The following is a 15,071-nucleotide window of genomic DNA, read 5'->3' as shown; positions in this document are numbered from 1 at the left end:
TAATATATTATATATGGTATTAGACGCTGCGTTTTCGTCTCACCTGTATTCAGGGAACGTCTGCGTATCGTTCGACCGCCGAGACGATCGATTCAGGCGAGAACAGCGACTGTCGATATCCGCTCAATTAGCGGGTCGAATGCCGAGCGTGTACCGGCCCGTTACCGGTCGTTCAGTGGAGCGTCGCCGTGAGGTACGGGTCGTCGACGTGAGCGACTTCCGTGTCCAGAAGCTGTCCACACTCGGGACAGAAGAACCGGCGCAGTCGGAACTCGTCGTTTGAGTCACAGTACTGGCCGGCCGAGGCGACCGGTTGCTCGTCGACGACCACGTGGTCTTTCCAGTTCTCCGCGAGCGATGCGAGCGGCGTCTCGCAGGCCGTACAGGAGACGTACCGGTCGCCGTCGGCGTCGACGATGTCGAGGTACTCGCCGAGGCGGAGATCCACGGACTCGACCGCCGCCTCGTCGACGGGTGGCTCGAACCCGGTTGCATCGGCCACTCGATCGGTCCGGAGCCGCTCGCGGCGGTCCTCGATCGAGCCGTCGAGTTCCCCGTCGGCCGTCACCGGGACGCCGTAGACGTCTCGGGCCGACTCGACGGTGATTTTCCCCTCGCGAACGTCGTCGATCACGCGCTCGGGGTCGCGTTCGAGTGGATCGCCGTAGCCGCCGCTGCCGGGCAGTCGTACGTGGAAGACGTCTCCTTCGGTGAGTTCGTTGACCCCCCATTGTCCGGACTCCTGATCGCAGGACTCGAGCACCGTCGACTCCGGCGGGAACGAAACGTCGTCGTCCCAGACCGGGGCGTCCCTGAAGAACGTGTAGTCGATCGTACAGCCGGGGTACCCTCCGAACAGTCCCGTCGACTGCGGGACTTCGACGCCGCGGCCGAACGTGACGGTCTCGATCGAATCGACGCCCTCCTCGAACACCGGCGTGACGGCGTACTCGTGGCCGACACCGCCCCGGTGCTTGCCGGGGCCGCCCGAGTCCGCGACGAAGTTGCGATAGAGGTACATCAGCGGGAGCGAACTCTCGTGGCGTTCGGCGTTCCCCCATCGGGAGACCAGGTTCGAGAGTTCGCCGCCGAGATCGATCCCGTCGTCGAACGATCGCGCCCCGCCGGAACCGGCGAACGTGTCCGTGATGACGTCGACCCAGTTGTCGCCGTAGGCGTCGACCTCGACGATGTACCCGCCGTGTGCGCCGTGCCAGACGGCCGAGGCCCGATCGCGGTAGTCGGGACTCGAGCCGACCATCTTCGAGACCGCTAGCGTCGAGAGGCTATTACACGTCTGGAGCGTCGCCACCGTCGCGATCGAGATGGGCGCTGGCCGCTCCGCATTGACGAGGGTGCCACTCGGGGCCTCGACATCGACCGGCCGGATGAGGCCGTCGTTCCAGGTCAGATCGTGACAGAGCATCGGGAAGATTGGCGCGAAGATCCCGCCCACGGTCGCCCAGTAGGTGCAGTTGAGCCCGTACTCGCTCTGTTCGCTCGTTCCCTCGAAGTCGAACGTCAGGGAGTCGCCCTCCTTGCGGAGGGTGAGGTCGACGGTGAAAATCTCGTCTTCGGCGACGGAGTCGATGTACTGGCGCGCCTGCCACTCGCCGTCGGGGAGTTCCCGCAGTCGACTCCGGAACTCCCGTTCGGATTGCTCGATGAGCTGATCGCCGACCGCCTCGACGACTCCCGTTCCGTAGTCATCCATCAGTGAGTGCAGGCGGTCCTCGGCAACGTTGTTGGCCGCGATCTGCGATCGCAAGTCGAGTTCGACCATGGCCGGATCGCGACTCATATTGAGGATCGTGTCCAGCACGTCCTGGCGGATCTCGTTCTCCTCGACGATCCGCAATCCGGGCGTCTGGAAGCCCTCGTGGAAGACGGACGTTGAATTCGGCGAAAATCCGCCCGCGTCGATCGCGCCGATGTCGGCGACGTGGACGAAGTTCGCTGAGAACGCGCGCAGCTCTCCGTCGTAGAAAATCGGCGTAATGACGTACACGTCGGGCGGGTGAAACGCCGCGGTGTAGGAATCGTTCAGCAGGAACACGTCGCCTTCGTTGATGTCGCCACCGAATCGTTCGACGATCTGGGAGGTCGCTTCGGACGCGCCCAGATAGTGATGGAGGAAGCCGACACCGCCGGCGAGGAGTTCTCCCTCTGCGTTGTACAGTGCGACCATCAGGTCGTGGCCCTCGTTCGTGATCGGCGAACCCGAGACCCGTTTCAGGGCTTTGACTGCTTCGTCGGTCACCCGGTTGAACCGGTGTTTGATGATCTGGAACGTGACGGGATCGATACCGCCGAGTGCGTCCGCTGGTTGTTGGTCGTCGCCGCGTGTTTCGCCAGATTGCTGTTCTGTCATTAGCTCTCTCCCCCAATCTCGATTCGAACGTTTCGATACTTGTCCATCCGCGCGACGTCACCGGGGTTGACGACGATCGTCGTCACCGGCGTCAAGACGACTCCCGGGCCAGTCAGTTCGTGGCCGGGGTGAAGGGACTCGAAGTCGTAAATCGGCGCATCGACGACGCCTCCCGCACCCGAAAAGTGCATATCCTTCGTGCCGAGTCGCGCCGCATCGAGCGGGTCGTCGGCCGCGGGGTGTTCGTGAGGTTCCGGCGTCGCAAGCGGGCCGATCCCGCGAACCCGGAACTCGGTAATCTCGATGCCGCCTTCGGTGTAGGCCGACCCCTTGCCGTACCGATCCTCGTACAGTCGCTCGAAGCGATCGACGCAGTCGTCGAGTTCGTCGTCGGTCAGGTTCCCGTCGGTCTCGACCGGCGTAAGCAGTTCGTGGACCTGGCGCTGGTAGCGCATCCCGATGGTTCGCTCGATTTCCATCTCGTCGGCGTCGAACCCTTCCTCCTGCAGTTTCGATCGCGCCTCGACTTCGAGGTCGGCAAACGTCTCGTTTACCGTCGCGACGTCGAAGGGTGGATGCAGCGACTGGACCCGTTTGAACTCGTGGGTCACGTCGGTCGAGAGCAGCCCCATCGCGCTGTTGACCGACGCCGTGTACGGGACGAGCACCTCCGGAATGTCGAGTTCGCGGGCGTAGGAGGCGGCGTGCATGCCGGCTGCGCCCCCGATCGAGGTGAGCGTAAAGCGGCGGGGATCGATCCCCTTCTCGACGGTCGTCTCGTGAATCAGGTCCGCGATCATCGAGTTGGTGAGCGTGTAGATATCCGCTGCGGCCTCCCTGACGTCCTTGCCGAGTGGGTCGGCGACTTGTTCTTCGAAGGCGCGTCTCGCCTTTTCAGGAGCCATCTCCTCGTCGCCGCCGAGGAAGAACTCCGGGACGAAGTAGCCCTGAATGAGGTCGACGTCGGTGACGGTCACCCGTTCGCCGCCCGCGTCGTAACAGACCGGGCCGGGGTCCGATCCCGCGCTTTCCGGACCGATCGTCGGGATGCCCTTCTCGTCGACCGAGACGATGCTCCCTCCGGCGACGGCGATCGAGTGGATGTCCCGTTTCGGGAACTGGTAGTGGTGGCGTCCCACCATCGGTTCGTCGGCGTACTCGAGTCGGCTGTCGTCGATGACGCCGACTTTGAACGTGGTACCGCCCATATCCGAGGAGATGATGTCGGTGTCGTCGTCGAGTGACGCGACAAAACGACTGCCGAGCAGCCCGCCGACCGGGCCGGACTCGATCAGGCCGACGGGCCGATCGATCGCGTCGCTCGTCCCGACCAGTCCGCCGTGGGAGAACATGAGCAACATCGTCGCATCGAAGCCGAACTCGTCGAGCGTCGACTCGAGGTTTCGCAGGTACTGCTCGGTCGGCGGCCCGAGATAGGAGTTGAGGACGGTCGTCGCCGTCCGTTCGTACTCCCCGAGCGTCGGTGAGACGTCTGCAGACGCCGAGACGTAGAGATCTGGATACTGTTCGGAGAGGAGCGTTTTGACCCGCTGTTCGTGTTCCGGGTTGGAAAACGACCAGACGAAACAACACGCGAGCGCATCGACGCCGTCCGCGACGAACGAGTCGACAGCATCGAGCACCTCGTCCTCCGACAGCGGTTCGACGATCTGTTCACGGTAGATTCGCTCCGTGATGCCCTCGATGCGCTCCATCGGGATCAGTGGTTCCGGTTTGTTCGATCGGATCGCGTCGCGGGCTTGCTCGACGGGCAGTCCCGACCAGCGTCCGTAGCCACCCCGGGTGGCGTGTAGCGTCTCCTCGAACCCGCGCGTCGTCAGCAACGCGGTGTCCGCTCCGTCACGCTCGAAGAGGGCGTTCTCTCCGACGCTGGTTGCGTGGAGAAACAGCGAGGTCTCCTGGAGAAGCGTCTCGAGGGAGATGTTCATCGATTCGGTTGCATCGGCCAGCGAATCGAAAATCCCCTGGGAGAAATCCGGGTACGTGGTCAACGCCTTACCGATAAACACGCGCCCCGTCTCGTCCATAACCGCCGAATCCGTACAGGTTCCGCCGATGTCCGTTCCGATTCGATACGTCACGTCTCACGCCCTCGTCGGCTGGTCTCGGTCGCGCCCCGTTCGGGCGTGATCGATCGCTGTCCGTCGTTCTCACCGCATACCGCTCGGGACGCTTCCCCCCGCCGTCTGTGGGCGGCGCTACCCCCACAGCCGTAGGGCTGTGTTACACTCTCGTCACGGATTACCATGGTCAGGAGTAGTGTCCTACTCGATTAAAAAACTATAGGCTCCGGTGCAGACGGACTCTGTCCACCAGTTCCGCTGTAACTGCGGGACGGTCGCGGTTGCGCCGATAACTCGGTACAGCGGACCGCCTCAGGCGAGGCCGCCGGCGTCGATCGGAAGCGAAACGCCGGTCACGTACCGCGAATCCGAACTCGAGAGCCACAACACTGCGTTCGTCACGTCTTCGGGTTCGATCCGGGTCCGCGGTTCGAGCACGTTGTAGTAGCCGGTTAGCTCGGTTCCCTCTTCGAGGAACGACTTGGTCTTCTCGTCGTACTCGGTGACGACTTCGGTCCGGACGCCGATCGGACTGACCGCGTTGACGCGAACGTCGTGGTCGGCCAACTCGAGCGCTAACGTCCGGGTCACCGATCGAACGCCGAACTTCGACGCGCTGTATGCGCCGAGACCGGGAACCGGCTGGTGGCCGAAAAACGAACTCGTGTTGACGATTCGGCCGCCCTCGCCGCGATCGATCATATGTCGGGCGACGTGTTTCGCACAGAGCCACGTACCGGTGAGGTTGATGTCGAGAACAGTCTGCCAGGTTTCGACGTCGAGGTCGGTGAGCGTCTCGAACCGGGAGATGCCGACGTTGTTGACGAGTACGTCGATCCGTCCGAAGGCGTCGATCGTCGCCTCCACTGCGGCTTTTACCGAGGCTTCGTCTGTCACGTCACAATCCAGTCCCAGCCCGGTCGCGCCCTCGTCCTCGATTTCCTCGACGACCGTCTCGGTGTCCAGTACGTCCAACACGGCGACGTCGGCGCCGGCCTCGGCGAACGATCGAGCGTGATTTCGGCCCAGACCGCGAGCGCCGCCGGTGACCAGTACTACCTGATCTTCGAAGTTGTAGGTTGCCATCGAACTCACTCCTCCAGGAACTCGACGACGAGTTCCACCACGCGGTCCGGGCGTTCGATCTGTGCACAGTGGCCGACGTCGGAAACGATCTCGAACCGGGCCTCAGGGGTGTTCTCGGCGACGCCCTCGTAGACCTCCCGCATCTTGTCGACCGACTTGAGGACGTCCTCCTCGCCGGCGATCACGAGCGTCGGCACGTCGATTCGATCGTAGCGGTTGCTACGGCGGAACGTCCGATCTTGCTCGAACGGCGCGTCGAACCGGATCGCGGCCGTGTTCTGCCACTGGCCGGGGACGTGGCTCATCTCCACCCGTCGATCGAGGTACTCGTCGTCCCACCAGTCGGTCGCATAGAGAATCTCGAGGACGTCTTCCATCGCCTCCCGACTGCCGTCGAACTCGGTGAGAATGTCCTGGAACTGATCCGGCGGCCCGCCGCCGCCGCTTATCGAGATCGCCGTTTCGATCGGCCACTCGAGCGGGGACGGTTCGCTAAGCACGCTGAGAACGTCGCCGCCACCCAGCGAGTTCCCGATCACGTGAACGCTGTCGAGACACTTCGCCTCGAGAAACTCCCCGATGTGGGTCACGCGAAAGTCGAACTGATCTTCGAAACTGAACAGCTTTTCCGTGTTGCCGTAGCCGACCATGTCTGGCGCAACCACGTGGTATCGCTCCGCCAGTCCGTCCATGACGGGCCCCCAGCTAAACTCCGCAGCGGCACCGAACTCGCCGGAGTGAAGCAACAAGATCGTCTCCCCGTGTTCGCGGCCCGCTTCGAGATAGTGCGTTCTGATGCCGTTTACGTCGACGAAATCGCTATCGTAGCCTGCTGTCGTCACTGTTTCACCTACTTGCGACTCAGTCCCAACCTGTTTATATGTTCCGCCGGATTGGTGGAACCGATCGCGCCCTCACCACCCGTCGCGGGTTTCCCCGTCTTTCGGAAGGCGACTGGATCGGCTCAGGACTCCCGGTTGTACGGCTGTGCGAACGCCGACGGCGCGCCGACTTGCTCCGTGACCGAGCCGCGGGTGAAGATCGCCAGCACGACGATCGCTGCGATGTACGGGTACATTAGCATGAAGGTGGGATCGAGCAGCGTTCCGAGCACCGGCCCGGAGATGTCGAACGCCTGCGATCGAAGCTGGAAGGCCTGCAGTCCGGCGAAGACCAGCGCGATAAGTAAGACCTGGAACGGACGCCAGCGCGAGACGAGGACGAGCGCGACGGCGATCCAGCCGAGTCCGGCAACCATCTGGTTGACCCACAGCTGTGAGAACGCAAGCGAGAGGTGTGCGCCGGCCAACCCGGCGAGTGCCCCGCCGATCATGACGGTGAGATACCGGATGCGAAATACGTCGACGCCCAGCGAGTCCGCGGTTGCAGGATCTTCGCCAACGGCGTCGATCTCCAGCCCGAGGTTGGTCCGGAACACCAGGTACCAGACGACCGGGACGAGCGCCAGCGCGATGAAGTCCGTCGGGTAATTGGTGAAGATGACGGGTCCGAGGACCGGAATCTCGGTGAGATACGGCCCGACGATCGGAATCGCAACCTCGTTCATGCCGTCGATCTGGGTCCCCGTCCAGCGCGTCCCGAAGTACGTCGTGACGCCGAGTCCGAGGAACGTGATCATCAAGCCGCTAATCACCTGGTCTGCCCGCAACGAGATCGAAATGAAGCCGTGCAGCGCGGCCACCACCATTCCGACCAGCATCGCCGCGATAACTCCAAGGAGGAGGCTCCCCGCGTACGTCGAGACCAGAAAGCCGACCAGCGCGCCAAAGAGCATGATCCCTTCGACTCCGAGATTCAACACTCCGGAACGTTCGGTGATCAACTCTCCGAGCGCGGCGAGAATCAGGACCGTCGCCGCGCTCACCGTCGCGTCCAGTAGTCCGACGACGAACGCGCCGGAAACGAACCCGGGGTGAGCGAAACTCGGATCGATCATCTACACACCACCTCCGGAGCCGATGCCGACGACCTCCTGAATCGATCGGTCACCGATACTGATCTGGATGTGGTAGTTCCGGATAAACTCCGCACAGATCAAAAACAGGATTATGAGCGCCTCGATGATCGTCGAGATGGCGGATGGAACACCAAGTCGAACCTCGAGAATCGAGGCAGCGACGATCAAGAACGCGAAGAACATCCCGGCCACCATCGTCTGGAAGACGCCGCGTCGTCCCAGCAACGCGATGATGATCCCGGTCCACCCGTACTCCGGGTTCCAGGTCGAGATCAGTCGTCCCTGGTTGCCGACGATTTCGATGACGCCGGCGAGTCCGGCGAGGGCTGCACCCAGCGGGATCACGATCATCGTCATTTTGAACGTATTGATACCCGCTTTTTCGGCCGCCGAGCGGTTCGATCCCGAAAGGACGATTTCGTAGCCGACCCGCGTTCGGTTCATAAACAGCCAGACCGCGATCACCGCGAGGAACGTAAGCGGCACGCCGAGGTGGATATCCGTCCCGGGAATCGAGGGCAACATCGCCGTCGCCGGAAGCGCGTTCGACTGGGGATACGTCCCACTCTCGATCTGTAGCGGTCCGTTGATCACGTACTCGTTGAACTGGATGGCGACGAACACGAGCATGAGCGTGGTCAGCACCTCGTTGATCCGCCACTTTGCGTACATGTACGCGGGGACGAGCCCCCACACCATCCCGCCGAAAATCCCGGCGAGAATAATGATGGGGAGCGCGACAGCGCTGCCGAGCGGTGCGACCTGGAGGCCGATCCAGAGACCGACGATGCCGCCGAGATAGATCTGCCCCTCACCGCCGATGTTGTACAGCTTTGCACGGAGCGGGATGTAGACGGCGAGTCCGGCGAGGATCAACGGCGCGCTTCTGTTCAACACGCGGGTTAACTGAAAGGGATCGGTCAACTCCACGACGGCCGTCGTGTAGGCGGTAATCGGGTTGATCTCGAGGGCCAGCAGTGCAAGCCCACCGACCGCCAATGCTAAAGCGACCGTAACTATCTGGGACGCGATCCCCAGCCACTTTGGAACTGACTGGCGGGGCGTCAGATTTACTGAAACGTCCATTGCTGATACGTGCTATCTTTTTCCACACGTCTTAATTGTTCGTGTCCTCCGTACGTACTGACGACTGACCGTCACCAATACAGAACGGGTGTTCGGTTTTGTGAGACTCGCTCCACTGTCTGGCACCACCGCTGCTGCCCAAAAAAAGCCGATCGAGACGCAGTTTCGTTCGGCACACGCGCTCGCTCGAATCGAGGCGACGGTCCAGTTACGGGTTCGGGAACTCCTCGTCGAGGTACGGGATGACTTCCTCGCCAAAGGCACGAAGCTGTTCGTCGGCTTCCTCGCCCGACAGGCCGGCGGCCTCGAAGTACCCGACGAGGTTCAGATCGGTGAAGCCGACTTCCTCTTTGATCCCGGCGATCTCGTCGGCGATCTCCTCGGAACTGCCCGTGAGGACGATGCTCTTTTTCTCGAGCATCTCGAAGTCGGCACGAACGTGCTGGTCCTCGTCTAAGTCCTGGCGCGATCGAAGCTCTTCGACCTCGTCGTCGCTCAGGTTCAAGAGGAGTTCGGCGCTGTAGGACGCTGCGAGGTGGTCCCAGACGGCTTCCGCGCCGAGTTTGAAGCGCTCGAACGTCTCCTCGTCGGCGACGTCGGTGTTGAAGATCAGGCGGTAGAAGCCGAGACCACGCTGGCGTTCGGAGTCCCAGCCGTACGCGAACGGTTCGCCGTCGTACTCGGGGCGATAGTCCGGCCAGCCGGCTTCTTCGGCGGCCTCGTAGTAGCCTTCGACGACCGGGCCGATGCGGGATTTCGGCCCGAGCGTGATGACGCCGTTGACGCCGTTGCTCGCGGCCCATTTGACCGATCGGGGCGAGACGACCGGCATCCAGATCTGCGGATGCGGATCCTGCAACGGCTGTGGGAAGACGGGGATCTTCTCGAGGCGCGTGTTTGTCGAGAGCAACACGCGGGTTCCGGTCGAGGAGTACATGTCGCCGGCTTCGTCCCAGTCCATCACGTCCTCGACATCGTACTCGCTGACGTCGTCTTCCAGATACGCGTGGTCTTGCGGGTGATGGTGTTTCGTATACGTCGGCGGGACGTGGTGGAAGTCGCCGTTGTAGGAGACCAGATCTTCCGTCCACGATTTTTTGAGAACGTCGAACTTCTCCTCGAAGACGGCTCGGTTCTTCTCGTCGTCCATACACGTTCCGCCCCAGTACATCGCACCGAGTACCTCCGCCTCGCGCGGTTGGTAGCCGCGGCCGATGCCGATTTCGGCTCGTCCGTCGCTGTAGACGTCCAGCATCGCCGTCTGTTCGGCCAGCCGAATCGGGTCGTGCCAGGGCAAGATATTGCCCATCTGACAAAGTTTGATCTCGTCGGTCTGCGCTGCGACCGCCATCTGTGCGTTGAGGGGGTTGGCACTGAACTCCGCACCGGAGAGTTCGAAGTGGTGTTCGGTAAAGAACGCCCTGTCGAGACCGTACTCCTCGGCCAACACGCCGTGACGGATCTGATCTTTGACCACCTGCTGGTTGCTGCGGTGCATCTCGGCCACCGAAGCGTCGGGAACGACGATCCCGTTGTCAGCCCGTTTCATCGGGGCGTTAGTACTGCCGTTATGGAAGACTCCACTGTCCATGCACCTGAACTCTCACCAGCGCAAAATAAATGTTCGCATCACCGGGGGTCTCTCGATCGACCCCGGACCTGATCGGTAACCGTCGGTTTTCTGTCGGCCGATCGCCGCTGATCGCGCTCTTGGGCTGTCCGGGATGACGATCGAGTCGTTCGGTTGCTGTCGGTACCAGCGCCACCGTGCTCCGTGATTCGAGTTACTGTTCCTGGGCGACGACGCCGTCGACCCAGCCGTCCATGCCGCCGTGTGCGAGTTCGACCGGATCCATCCCCTCGAACTGCGAACCGGCGAAGATGTCCAGGTTGCCTGCTGCTAGCTCTTCCTCTGCGCTTTCGACTTCTTCTTGTACGTCCGACGGGACGTTTGGTCCCCAGTCGTCGAGTAACACGCCGTCGTTTGCGACCCCGTAGTAGTTCAGCTTGTGTTCCGGATACTGCATCCAGTCGTGGCCGTCGATTTCGCCGTCCCTGACGGCCATCGCCGTCGCCTCGTAGAACGGGTCCCAGTTCCACATACAGGACGTAAGGTACCCATCGCCGCCGAGGTCCGCAAAGCCGTCGGCGTAGCCGACGGTCCAGATCCCCTCATCGGCAGCGGCTGACGTGACGTACGGTTCGCTCTGGTGGTCCGCAACCACGTCGACGCCCTGGTCGACGAGATCCGCGACCGCATCCTGTTCGAGCGTCGGGTCGACCCAGACGTTCGTCTCCCTGACGATCGTCGTCACATCGGGGTTGACGCTCTGGGCACCCAGGTGGAATGCGTTGATCTCGCCGAGCAAGACCGGAATCCTGAACGGGTTGACGTACCCGATCGTATCCGTCTCGGTGACCATTCCGGCGGCGATTCCGGAGAGATACCGCACCTCTTCGATCCGGCCGGAGTAGTACCCCTTATTAGCGGCGTCGTCGCCCTCGACCGGATTCGGCCGCTGTGATTCGATGTAGACGTCCGGATTGTCGGCCGCGACCTGGAGTGCCGGTTCACCGTAGTCGAACGTGGCTGCTTCGATGATATCGACGCCCTGATTGATGAGGTCCTGGAACGTGGCCGGGGCGTCGGAGACCGCGATATTCTCGACGACGGTCGTCTCGTACCAGTCGTGCTCCGCTTCCAGGTTCTCCCGTGCTCGCTCGTGGCGGTAGTAGTAGCCGTTGTCACCGGGAACTTGCGGATAGACGAACGCCGCGTGAACGGAATCGTCCCCGCCACCGTTGCCGCCGTTGCCACCGTTGCCGCCGTTGCCACCGTTTCCGTCGTCGCCCCCGAGGCAGCCGGCAAGGGCACCAGCCCCTGCAACACCGATAGCCTTGAGAGTCTGCCGTCGCGTCTGACTCATTCGTGATAACACACGTCAAGATTGCGCCAACACTAATTAAATGTTTCCACACCTGTCTTAATTGTGAGTGGTATGGTTGCAGTACGGTTATATTCCGGACGAAGTCGCCGCAGGCTGGCTATTATTTGACTAATGTTCAGTTTCGGTGAACGTCCCGGACATCGAAACGGCACGTGAAACCCTTGCCCGACCGGCAACGGCAGTGTCGACACCGGTGTGCGTTGGATGCGCGCCATCGTAGCGAGTTTTATACAGTCCCGGAATAACACGTTGGTATGATAGACCTCCGCATATCCGGTGGAACCGTCCTCACACAGAACGACGATCGCGAGATCATCGACGACGGATCAGTCGCGATCGACGGCAAGCGGATCGTCGCCGTCGGGCCTGCGGCTGAGATCGACGAGACCTACGAGGCGGACAGGGTCGTCGAGGCGACGGGACATCTCATCCTTCCGGGGTTGATAAATACCCACGCGCACGTCTCGGATATCCTCGTTCGCGGTCGGTTCGGAACCGATCGGACGCTCTTTGACTGGCTCTACAACGTCAAGACGCCGGCCGTCCATGCCATGACTCCCGACGATCACGAGGTCGCCGCCGCGCTGTACTGCCGCGAAGCGCTCGGCAACGGCGTCACCACCTTCGTGGACAACGACCTGGAAGGCGGCTGGGAGACGGCGAAGACGGAGCGTAAATTGGCGGTGTACGGCGAGGCCGGGATCAGGAACGCCTACGCCCGAGGAGTGCTCGACAAGCCGACCGACGAGGGGTTCACACAATTCGTCGATCGCATCTGTGCGAAAGAGCCAGCTGTTGAACACGTCCCGCTCGAGAACGTCGTGACGGGGCGAGAGGCGATCGATCGAACGGAAGCCCTCATCGAATCACACCACGGGAGCGCCGACGGACGTCAGTCCATCTGGATCGCCCCGGCGGTCGTCGAGGGAATGACGACGGACGGACTCAAGCAGGCACGCGACCTCGCCGTCGAACACGAGGTGATGACGACGACCCACGTCGCCGAGTCGTCGATTCAGGAAGGCGGTGCGCTCTCGACGATCGAGTACCTCAACAACATCGGCTATCTCGGAGAGCACACGTTGCTCGGACACTGCGTCCACGTCTCGGATCGAGACGTTCGGCTCCTCGCCGAGACGGACACGCGCGTCAGTCACAACCTGCTGACGAACCTTCGCATGGGCTCGGGAATCGCGCCCGTCGGACGGATGCGCGACGCTGGCGTCACCGTCGGAATTGGAACCGACAACGCGAGCGCGAGCGACACGATTGACGTGCTCTCGGACCTGCGGTTCGCGTCGCTCGTCCACGCCGGAACCAGCGGCGACCCCGGGCTGTTGCCGGCCCAGCAGGCGCTCGATCTGGCGACGATCGACGCGGCACGGGCGATCCGCCGGGCCGAGGACCTCGGCTCGATCGAACCGGGGAAACTCGCCGACGTCATCCTGCTCGATCTGGACGCACCATCGCTCACGCCGGCTCCGGACCCCGTTTCGGCGGTCGTCTACCAGGCGAGCGGTCACAATGTCCGGACCGTCGTCTGCAACGGTAAGGTCGTCGCCAGCGAAACGGAGCCGGCGCTGGCGTCGGCCTACCCCAATCTCCACGATCGGGCACGGGCGACGGCTGCGGAACTGGCCACCAGAGCGGGCCTCGACGGCTAACGCCGGAAAGTGCGGTAATCGATACCTTTTTGCTCGGCCCCATGCGAAAATGTACCATATCATGAGTCAGACAGAAGACGACGTCCTCCTGGAGATGAACAAGATTCGCAAGGAGTTCCCGGGAGTCGTCGCGAACGACGACGTCGATCTGACGGTCAGGAAGGGAGAAATTCACGGCCTCCTCGGGGAGAACGGGGCCGGGAAGAGCACGCTGATGAAGATCCTCTACGGAACCTACGAGCCAGACGGCGGGACCGTCACGTTCAACGGCGAACCGCTGGACGTCGATTCTCCACAGGACGCGATCGAAGCCGGAATCGGGATGGTCCACCAGCACTTCCGGCTGATCCCGCGGCTCACCGTCGCGGAGAACGTCGTTCTCGGCCAGCGCCAGTCGTACCCGTCTCTCACGGGCGACGACGATTCGGCCATCGGATCGTTCCTGTCTATCGACGCGATCAACCGAGTTGCCCGGTTGCTCACGCGGTCACCGGAGCACGAAAACGATCGGGTCCGCGAAACGGCAACCACCTACGGGCTCGATATCGATCCCACGGCGAAGGTCTGGGAACTCGAGGTCGGGGAGCGCCAGCGCGTCGAGATTCTGAAAGCGCTCTACCGCGACGTCGATCTCCTGATCCTCGACGAGCCGACGGCCGTCCTGACGCCCCAGCAGACCGAGCGACTGTTCGAGTCGCTCACTCGGTTGGTCGACGCCGGGCTCTCGATTATCTTCATCACGCACAAACTCGAGGAACTGACCGCGATCACGGACCGGGTCACCGTCCTCCGGGACGGGTCGGTGATCGACACCGTCGACACCGAGACCGCCGACCGGGCGGATCTGGCCCGAATGATGGTCGGCCGCGAGGTGCTGTTCGAGACCGACAAAGAGTCCGTCGAGGCGACCGAGGACGTGCTCACCGTCTCAGACCTGACGACGGTCAGCGAACAGGGCGTTCGCGTTCTGGACGGCGTCGACCTGTCGGTTCGCCGTGGTGAAATTGTCGGCGTCGCCGGCGTGAGCGGTAACGGCCAGAACGATCTCGCGGAGTGTGCCGCGGGGATTCAGTCGATAGACGAGGGAACGATCGAACTCGACGGGAGCCGCCTGTCGGCGGGGTCGACGCGGGAGTTCATCGACGCCGGGGTCGCGTACGTTCCCGACGATCGGCTCAAAGACGGCTCTGCACCCGATCTCGACCTGATGTACAACGGGATGAGCAAGGTCTACCGCGACGAAGCGTTCCGGACGGGACCGGGCGGCTTCGGGGTCGACTACGAGCGAGGACGCGACCACGCCGAGTCGATCGTCGAGGAGTTCGACGTCCGTACGCCGAACATCGACGTGCCGGCGAAAGACCTCTCCGGGGGGAACCTCCAGAAGTTCATCCTCGGTCGCGAACTCACGCGCGATCCGGAACTCATCGTGGCGAATCAGCCCTCCCGGGGACTCGACGTCGGCGCGATCGAGTTCGTCCGCGAGGTCCTCCTCGAACAGCGCAAAGACGACGCCGGCATCCTCCTCATTTCCGAGGATCTCGACGAACTCTTCGAGTTGAGCGACCGAATCGTCGTCATGTACGAGGGTGAGATCGTCCACGAGACCACGGCGGCAACGGCGGACCGCGATCGGATTGGGGCCTACATGACCGGCGACGTCGAGAGCGACGAGGAAGGCGCCCGCTCGCCCGCGTCGCCACAGTCGGCCGAAGCCGACGGGGGCACTTCAGCGAGCGCCGAGACGAGCGAGTAAGGCGCTGGTGGTAGAACGGGCGGTTCGAGCGACTCGAGCGGCAATTTTCGGACTACAGCTGAGTCGGGTGAGGAACACTTATTGAGCATCCATCGGAA

The 15,071-nt window shown here is 62.6% G+C and carries 11 protein-coding genes; 2 read left to right on the top strand and 9 right to left on the bottom strand.

The window, feature by feature from the left end; all coding sequences use genetic code 11:
- Positions 1 to 172 precede the first annotated feature (172 nt).
- The 9 genes from AC6I6L_RS11230 to AC6I6L_RS11190 all read right to left on the bottom strand — a co-directional run bounded on the left by AC6I6L_RS11230 (position 173) and on the right by AC6I6L_RS11190 (position 11,532).
- A complete protein-coding gene (locus tag AC6I6L_RS11230; RefSeq protein WP_497917853.1) occupies positions 173 to 2,371 on the bottom strand; it encodes a hydantoinase B/oxoprolinase family protein in 2,199 nt (732 codons plus the stop codon).
- Positions 2,371 to 4,473 carry a hydantoinase/oxoprolinase family protein gene (locus tag AC6I6L_RS11225; RefSeq protein WP_497917852.1) on the bottom strand — a complete coding sequence of 701 codons (2,103 nt, stop codon included), beginning with the start codon at positions 4,471 to 4,473 and terminating at the stop codon, positions 2,371 to 2,373. The genes AC6I6L_RS11230 and AC6I6L_RS11225 overlap by 1 nt, the downstream gene beginning before the upstream one ends.
- Positions 4,470 to 4,640 (bottom strand): hypothetical protein, encoded by a 171-nt coding sequence (locus AC6I6L_RS11220; RefSeq protein ID WP_497917851.1) that lies wholly within the window; start codon positions 4,638 to 4,640, stop codon positions 4,470 to 4,472. The genes AC6I6L_RS11225 and AC6I6L_RS11220 overlap by 4 nt, the downstream gene beginning before the upstream one ends.
- A gap of 127 nt (positions 4,641 to 4,767) precedes the next feature.
- Positions 4,768 to 5,541, bottom strand: coding sequence for an SDR family NAD(P)-dependent oxidoreductase (locus AC6I6L_RS11215; RefSeq protein ID WP_497917850.1), 774 nt, complete (start codon positions 5,539 to 5,541; stop codon positions 4,768 to 4,770).
- A 5-nt stretch (positions 5,542 to 5,546) separates the two neighbouring features.
- A complete protein-coding gene (locus AC6I6L_RS11210) occupies positions 5,547 to 6,383 on the bottom strand; it encodes an alpha/beta fold hydrolase (RefSeq protein ID WP_497917849.1) in 837 nt (278 codons plus the stop codon).
- A 122-nt stretch (positions 6,384 to 6,505) separates the two neighbouring features.
- Positions 6,506 to 7,498 (bottom strand): ABC transporter permease, encoded by a 993-nt coding sequence (locus AC6I6L_RS11205; RefSeq protein WP_497917848.1) that lies wholly within the window; start codon positions 7,496 to 7,498, stop codon positions 6,506 to 6,508.
- Positions 7,499 to 8,605, bottom strand: coding sequence for an ABC transporter permease (locus AC6I6L_RS11200; RefSeq protein WP_497917847.1), 1,107 nt, complete (start codon positions 8,603 to 8,605; stop codon positions 7,499 to 7,501).
- Between the two features lie 208 nt (positions 8,606 to 8,813).
- Complete coding sequence (locus AC6I6L_RS11195; protein ID WP_497917846.1) at positions 8,814 to 10,196, bottom strand: LLM class flavin-dependent oxidoreductase; 1,383 nt, start codon at positions 10,194 to 10,196, stop codon at positions 8,814 to 8,816.
- Positions 10,197 to 10,389: 193 nt separating this feature from the next.
- Positions 10,390 to 11,532, bottom strand: a complete 1,143-nt coding sequence (locus tag AC6I6L_RS11190; protein ID WP_497917845.1) for a BMP family ABC transporter substrate-binding protein — start codon at positions 11,530 to 11,532, stop codon at positions 10,390 to 10,392.
- Between the two features lie 275 nt (positions 11,533 to 11,807).
- On the opposite strand from AC6I6L_RS11190, the gene AC6I6L_RS11185 reads away from it, so the two are divergent.
- Positions 11,808 to 13,217 (top strand): amidohydrolase family protein, encoded by a 1,410-nt coding sequence (locus tag AC6I6L_RS11185; protein WP_497917844.1) that lies wholly within the window; start codon positions 11,808 to 11,810, stop codon positions 13,215 to 13,217.
- A gap of 61 nt (positions 13,218 to 13,278) precedes the next feature.
- Positions 13,279 to 14,973, top strand: coding sequence for an ABC transporter ATP-binding protein (locus AC6I6L_RS11180; RefSeq protein ID WP_497917843.1), 1,695 nt, complete (start codon positions 13,279 to 13,281; stop codon positions 14,971 to 14,973).
- Positions 14,974 to 15,071 lie beyond the last annotated feature (98 nt).

It is taken from the genome of Halosolutus sp. DAT137 (assembly GCF_059736405.1).
This window is presented reverse-complemented; position numbering and strand designations above follow the sequence as displayed.

Bases quoted from the DNA above. Each gene is read 5' to 3' on its own strand.
- AC6I6L_RS11230 (WP_497917853.1), bottom strand. From the start codon at position 2,371: ATGACAGAACAGCAATCTGGCGAAACACGCGGCGACGACCAACAACCA.
- AC6I6L_RS11220 (WP_497917851.1), bottom strand. From the start codon at position 4,640: ATGGTAATCCGTGACGAGAGTGTAACACAGCCCTACGGCTGTGGGGGT.
- AC6I6L_RS11215 (WP_497917850.1), bottom strand. From the start codon at position 5,541: ATGGCAACCTACAACTTCGAAGATCAGGTAGTACTGGTCACCGGCGGC.
- AC6I6L_RS11205 (WP_497917848.1), bottom strand. From the start codon at position 7,498: ATGATCGATCCGAGTTTCGCTCACCCCGGGTTCGTTTCCGGCGCGTTC.
- AC6I6L_RS11200 (WP_497917847.1), bottom strand. From the start codon at position 8,605: ATGGACGTTTCAGTAAATCTGACGCCCCGCCAGTCAGTTCCAAAGTGG.
- AC6I6L_RS11195 (WP_497917846.1), bottom strand. From the start codon at position 10,196: ATGGACAGTGGAGTCTTCCATAACGGCAGTACTAACGCCCCGATGAAA.
- AC6I6L_RS11190 (WP_497917845.1), bottom strand. From the start codon at position 11,532: ATGAGTCAGACGCGACGGCAGACTCTCAAGGCTATCGGTGTTGCAGGG.
- AC6I6L_RS11185 (WP_497917844.1), top strand. From the start codon at position 11,808: ATGATAGACCTCCGCATATCCGGTGGAACCGTCCTCACACAGAACGAC.
- AC6I6L_RS11180 (WP_497917843.1), top strand. From the start codon at position 13,279: ATGAGTCAGACAGAAGACGACGTCCTCCTGGAGATGAACAAGATTCGC.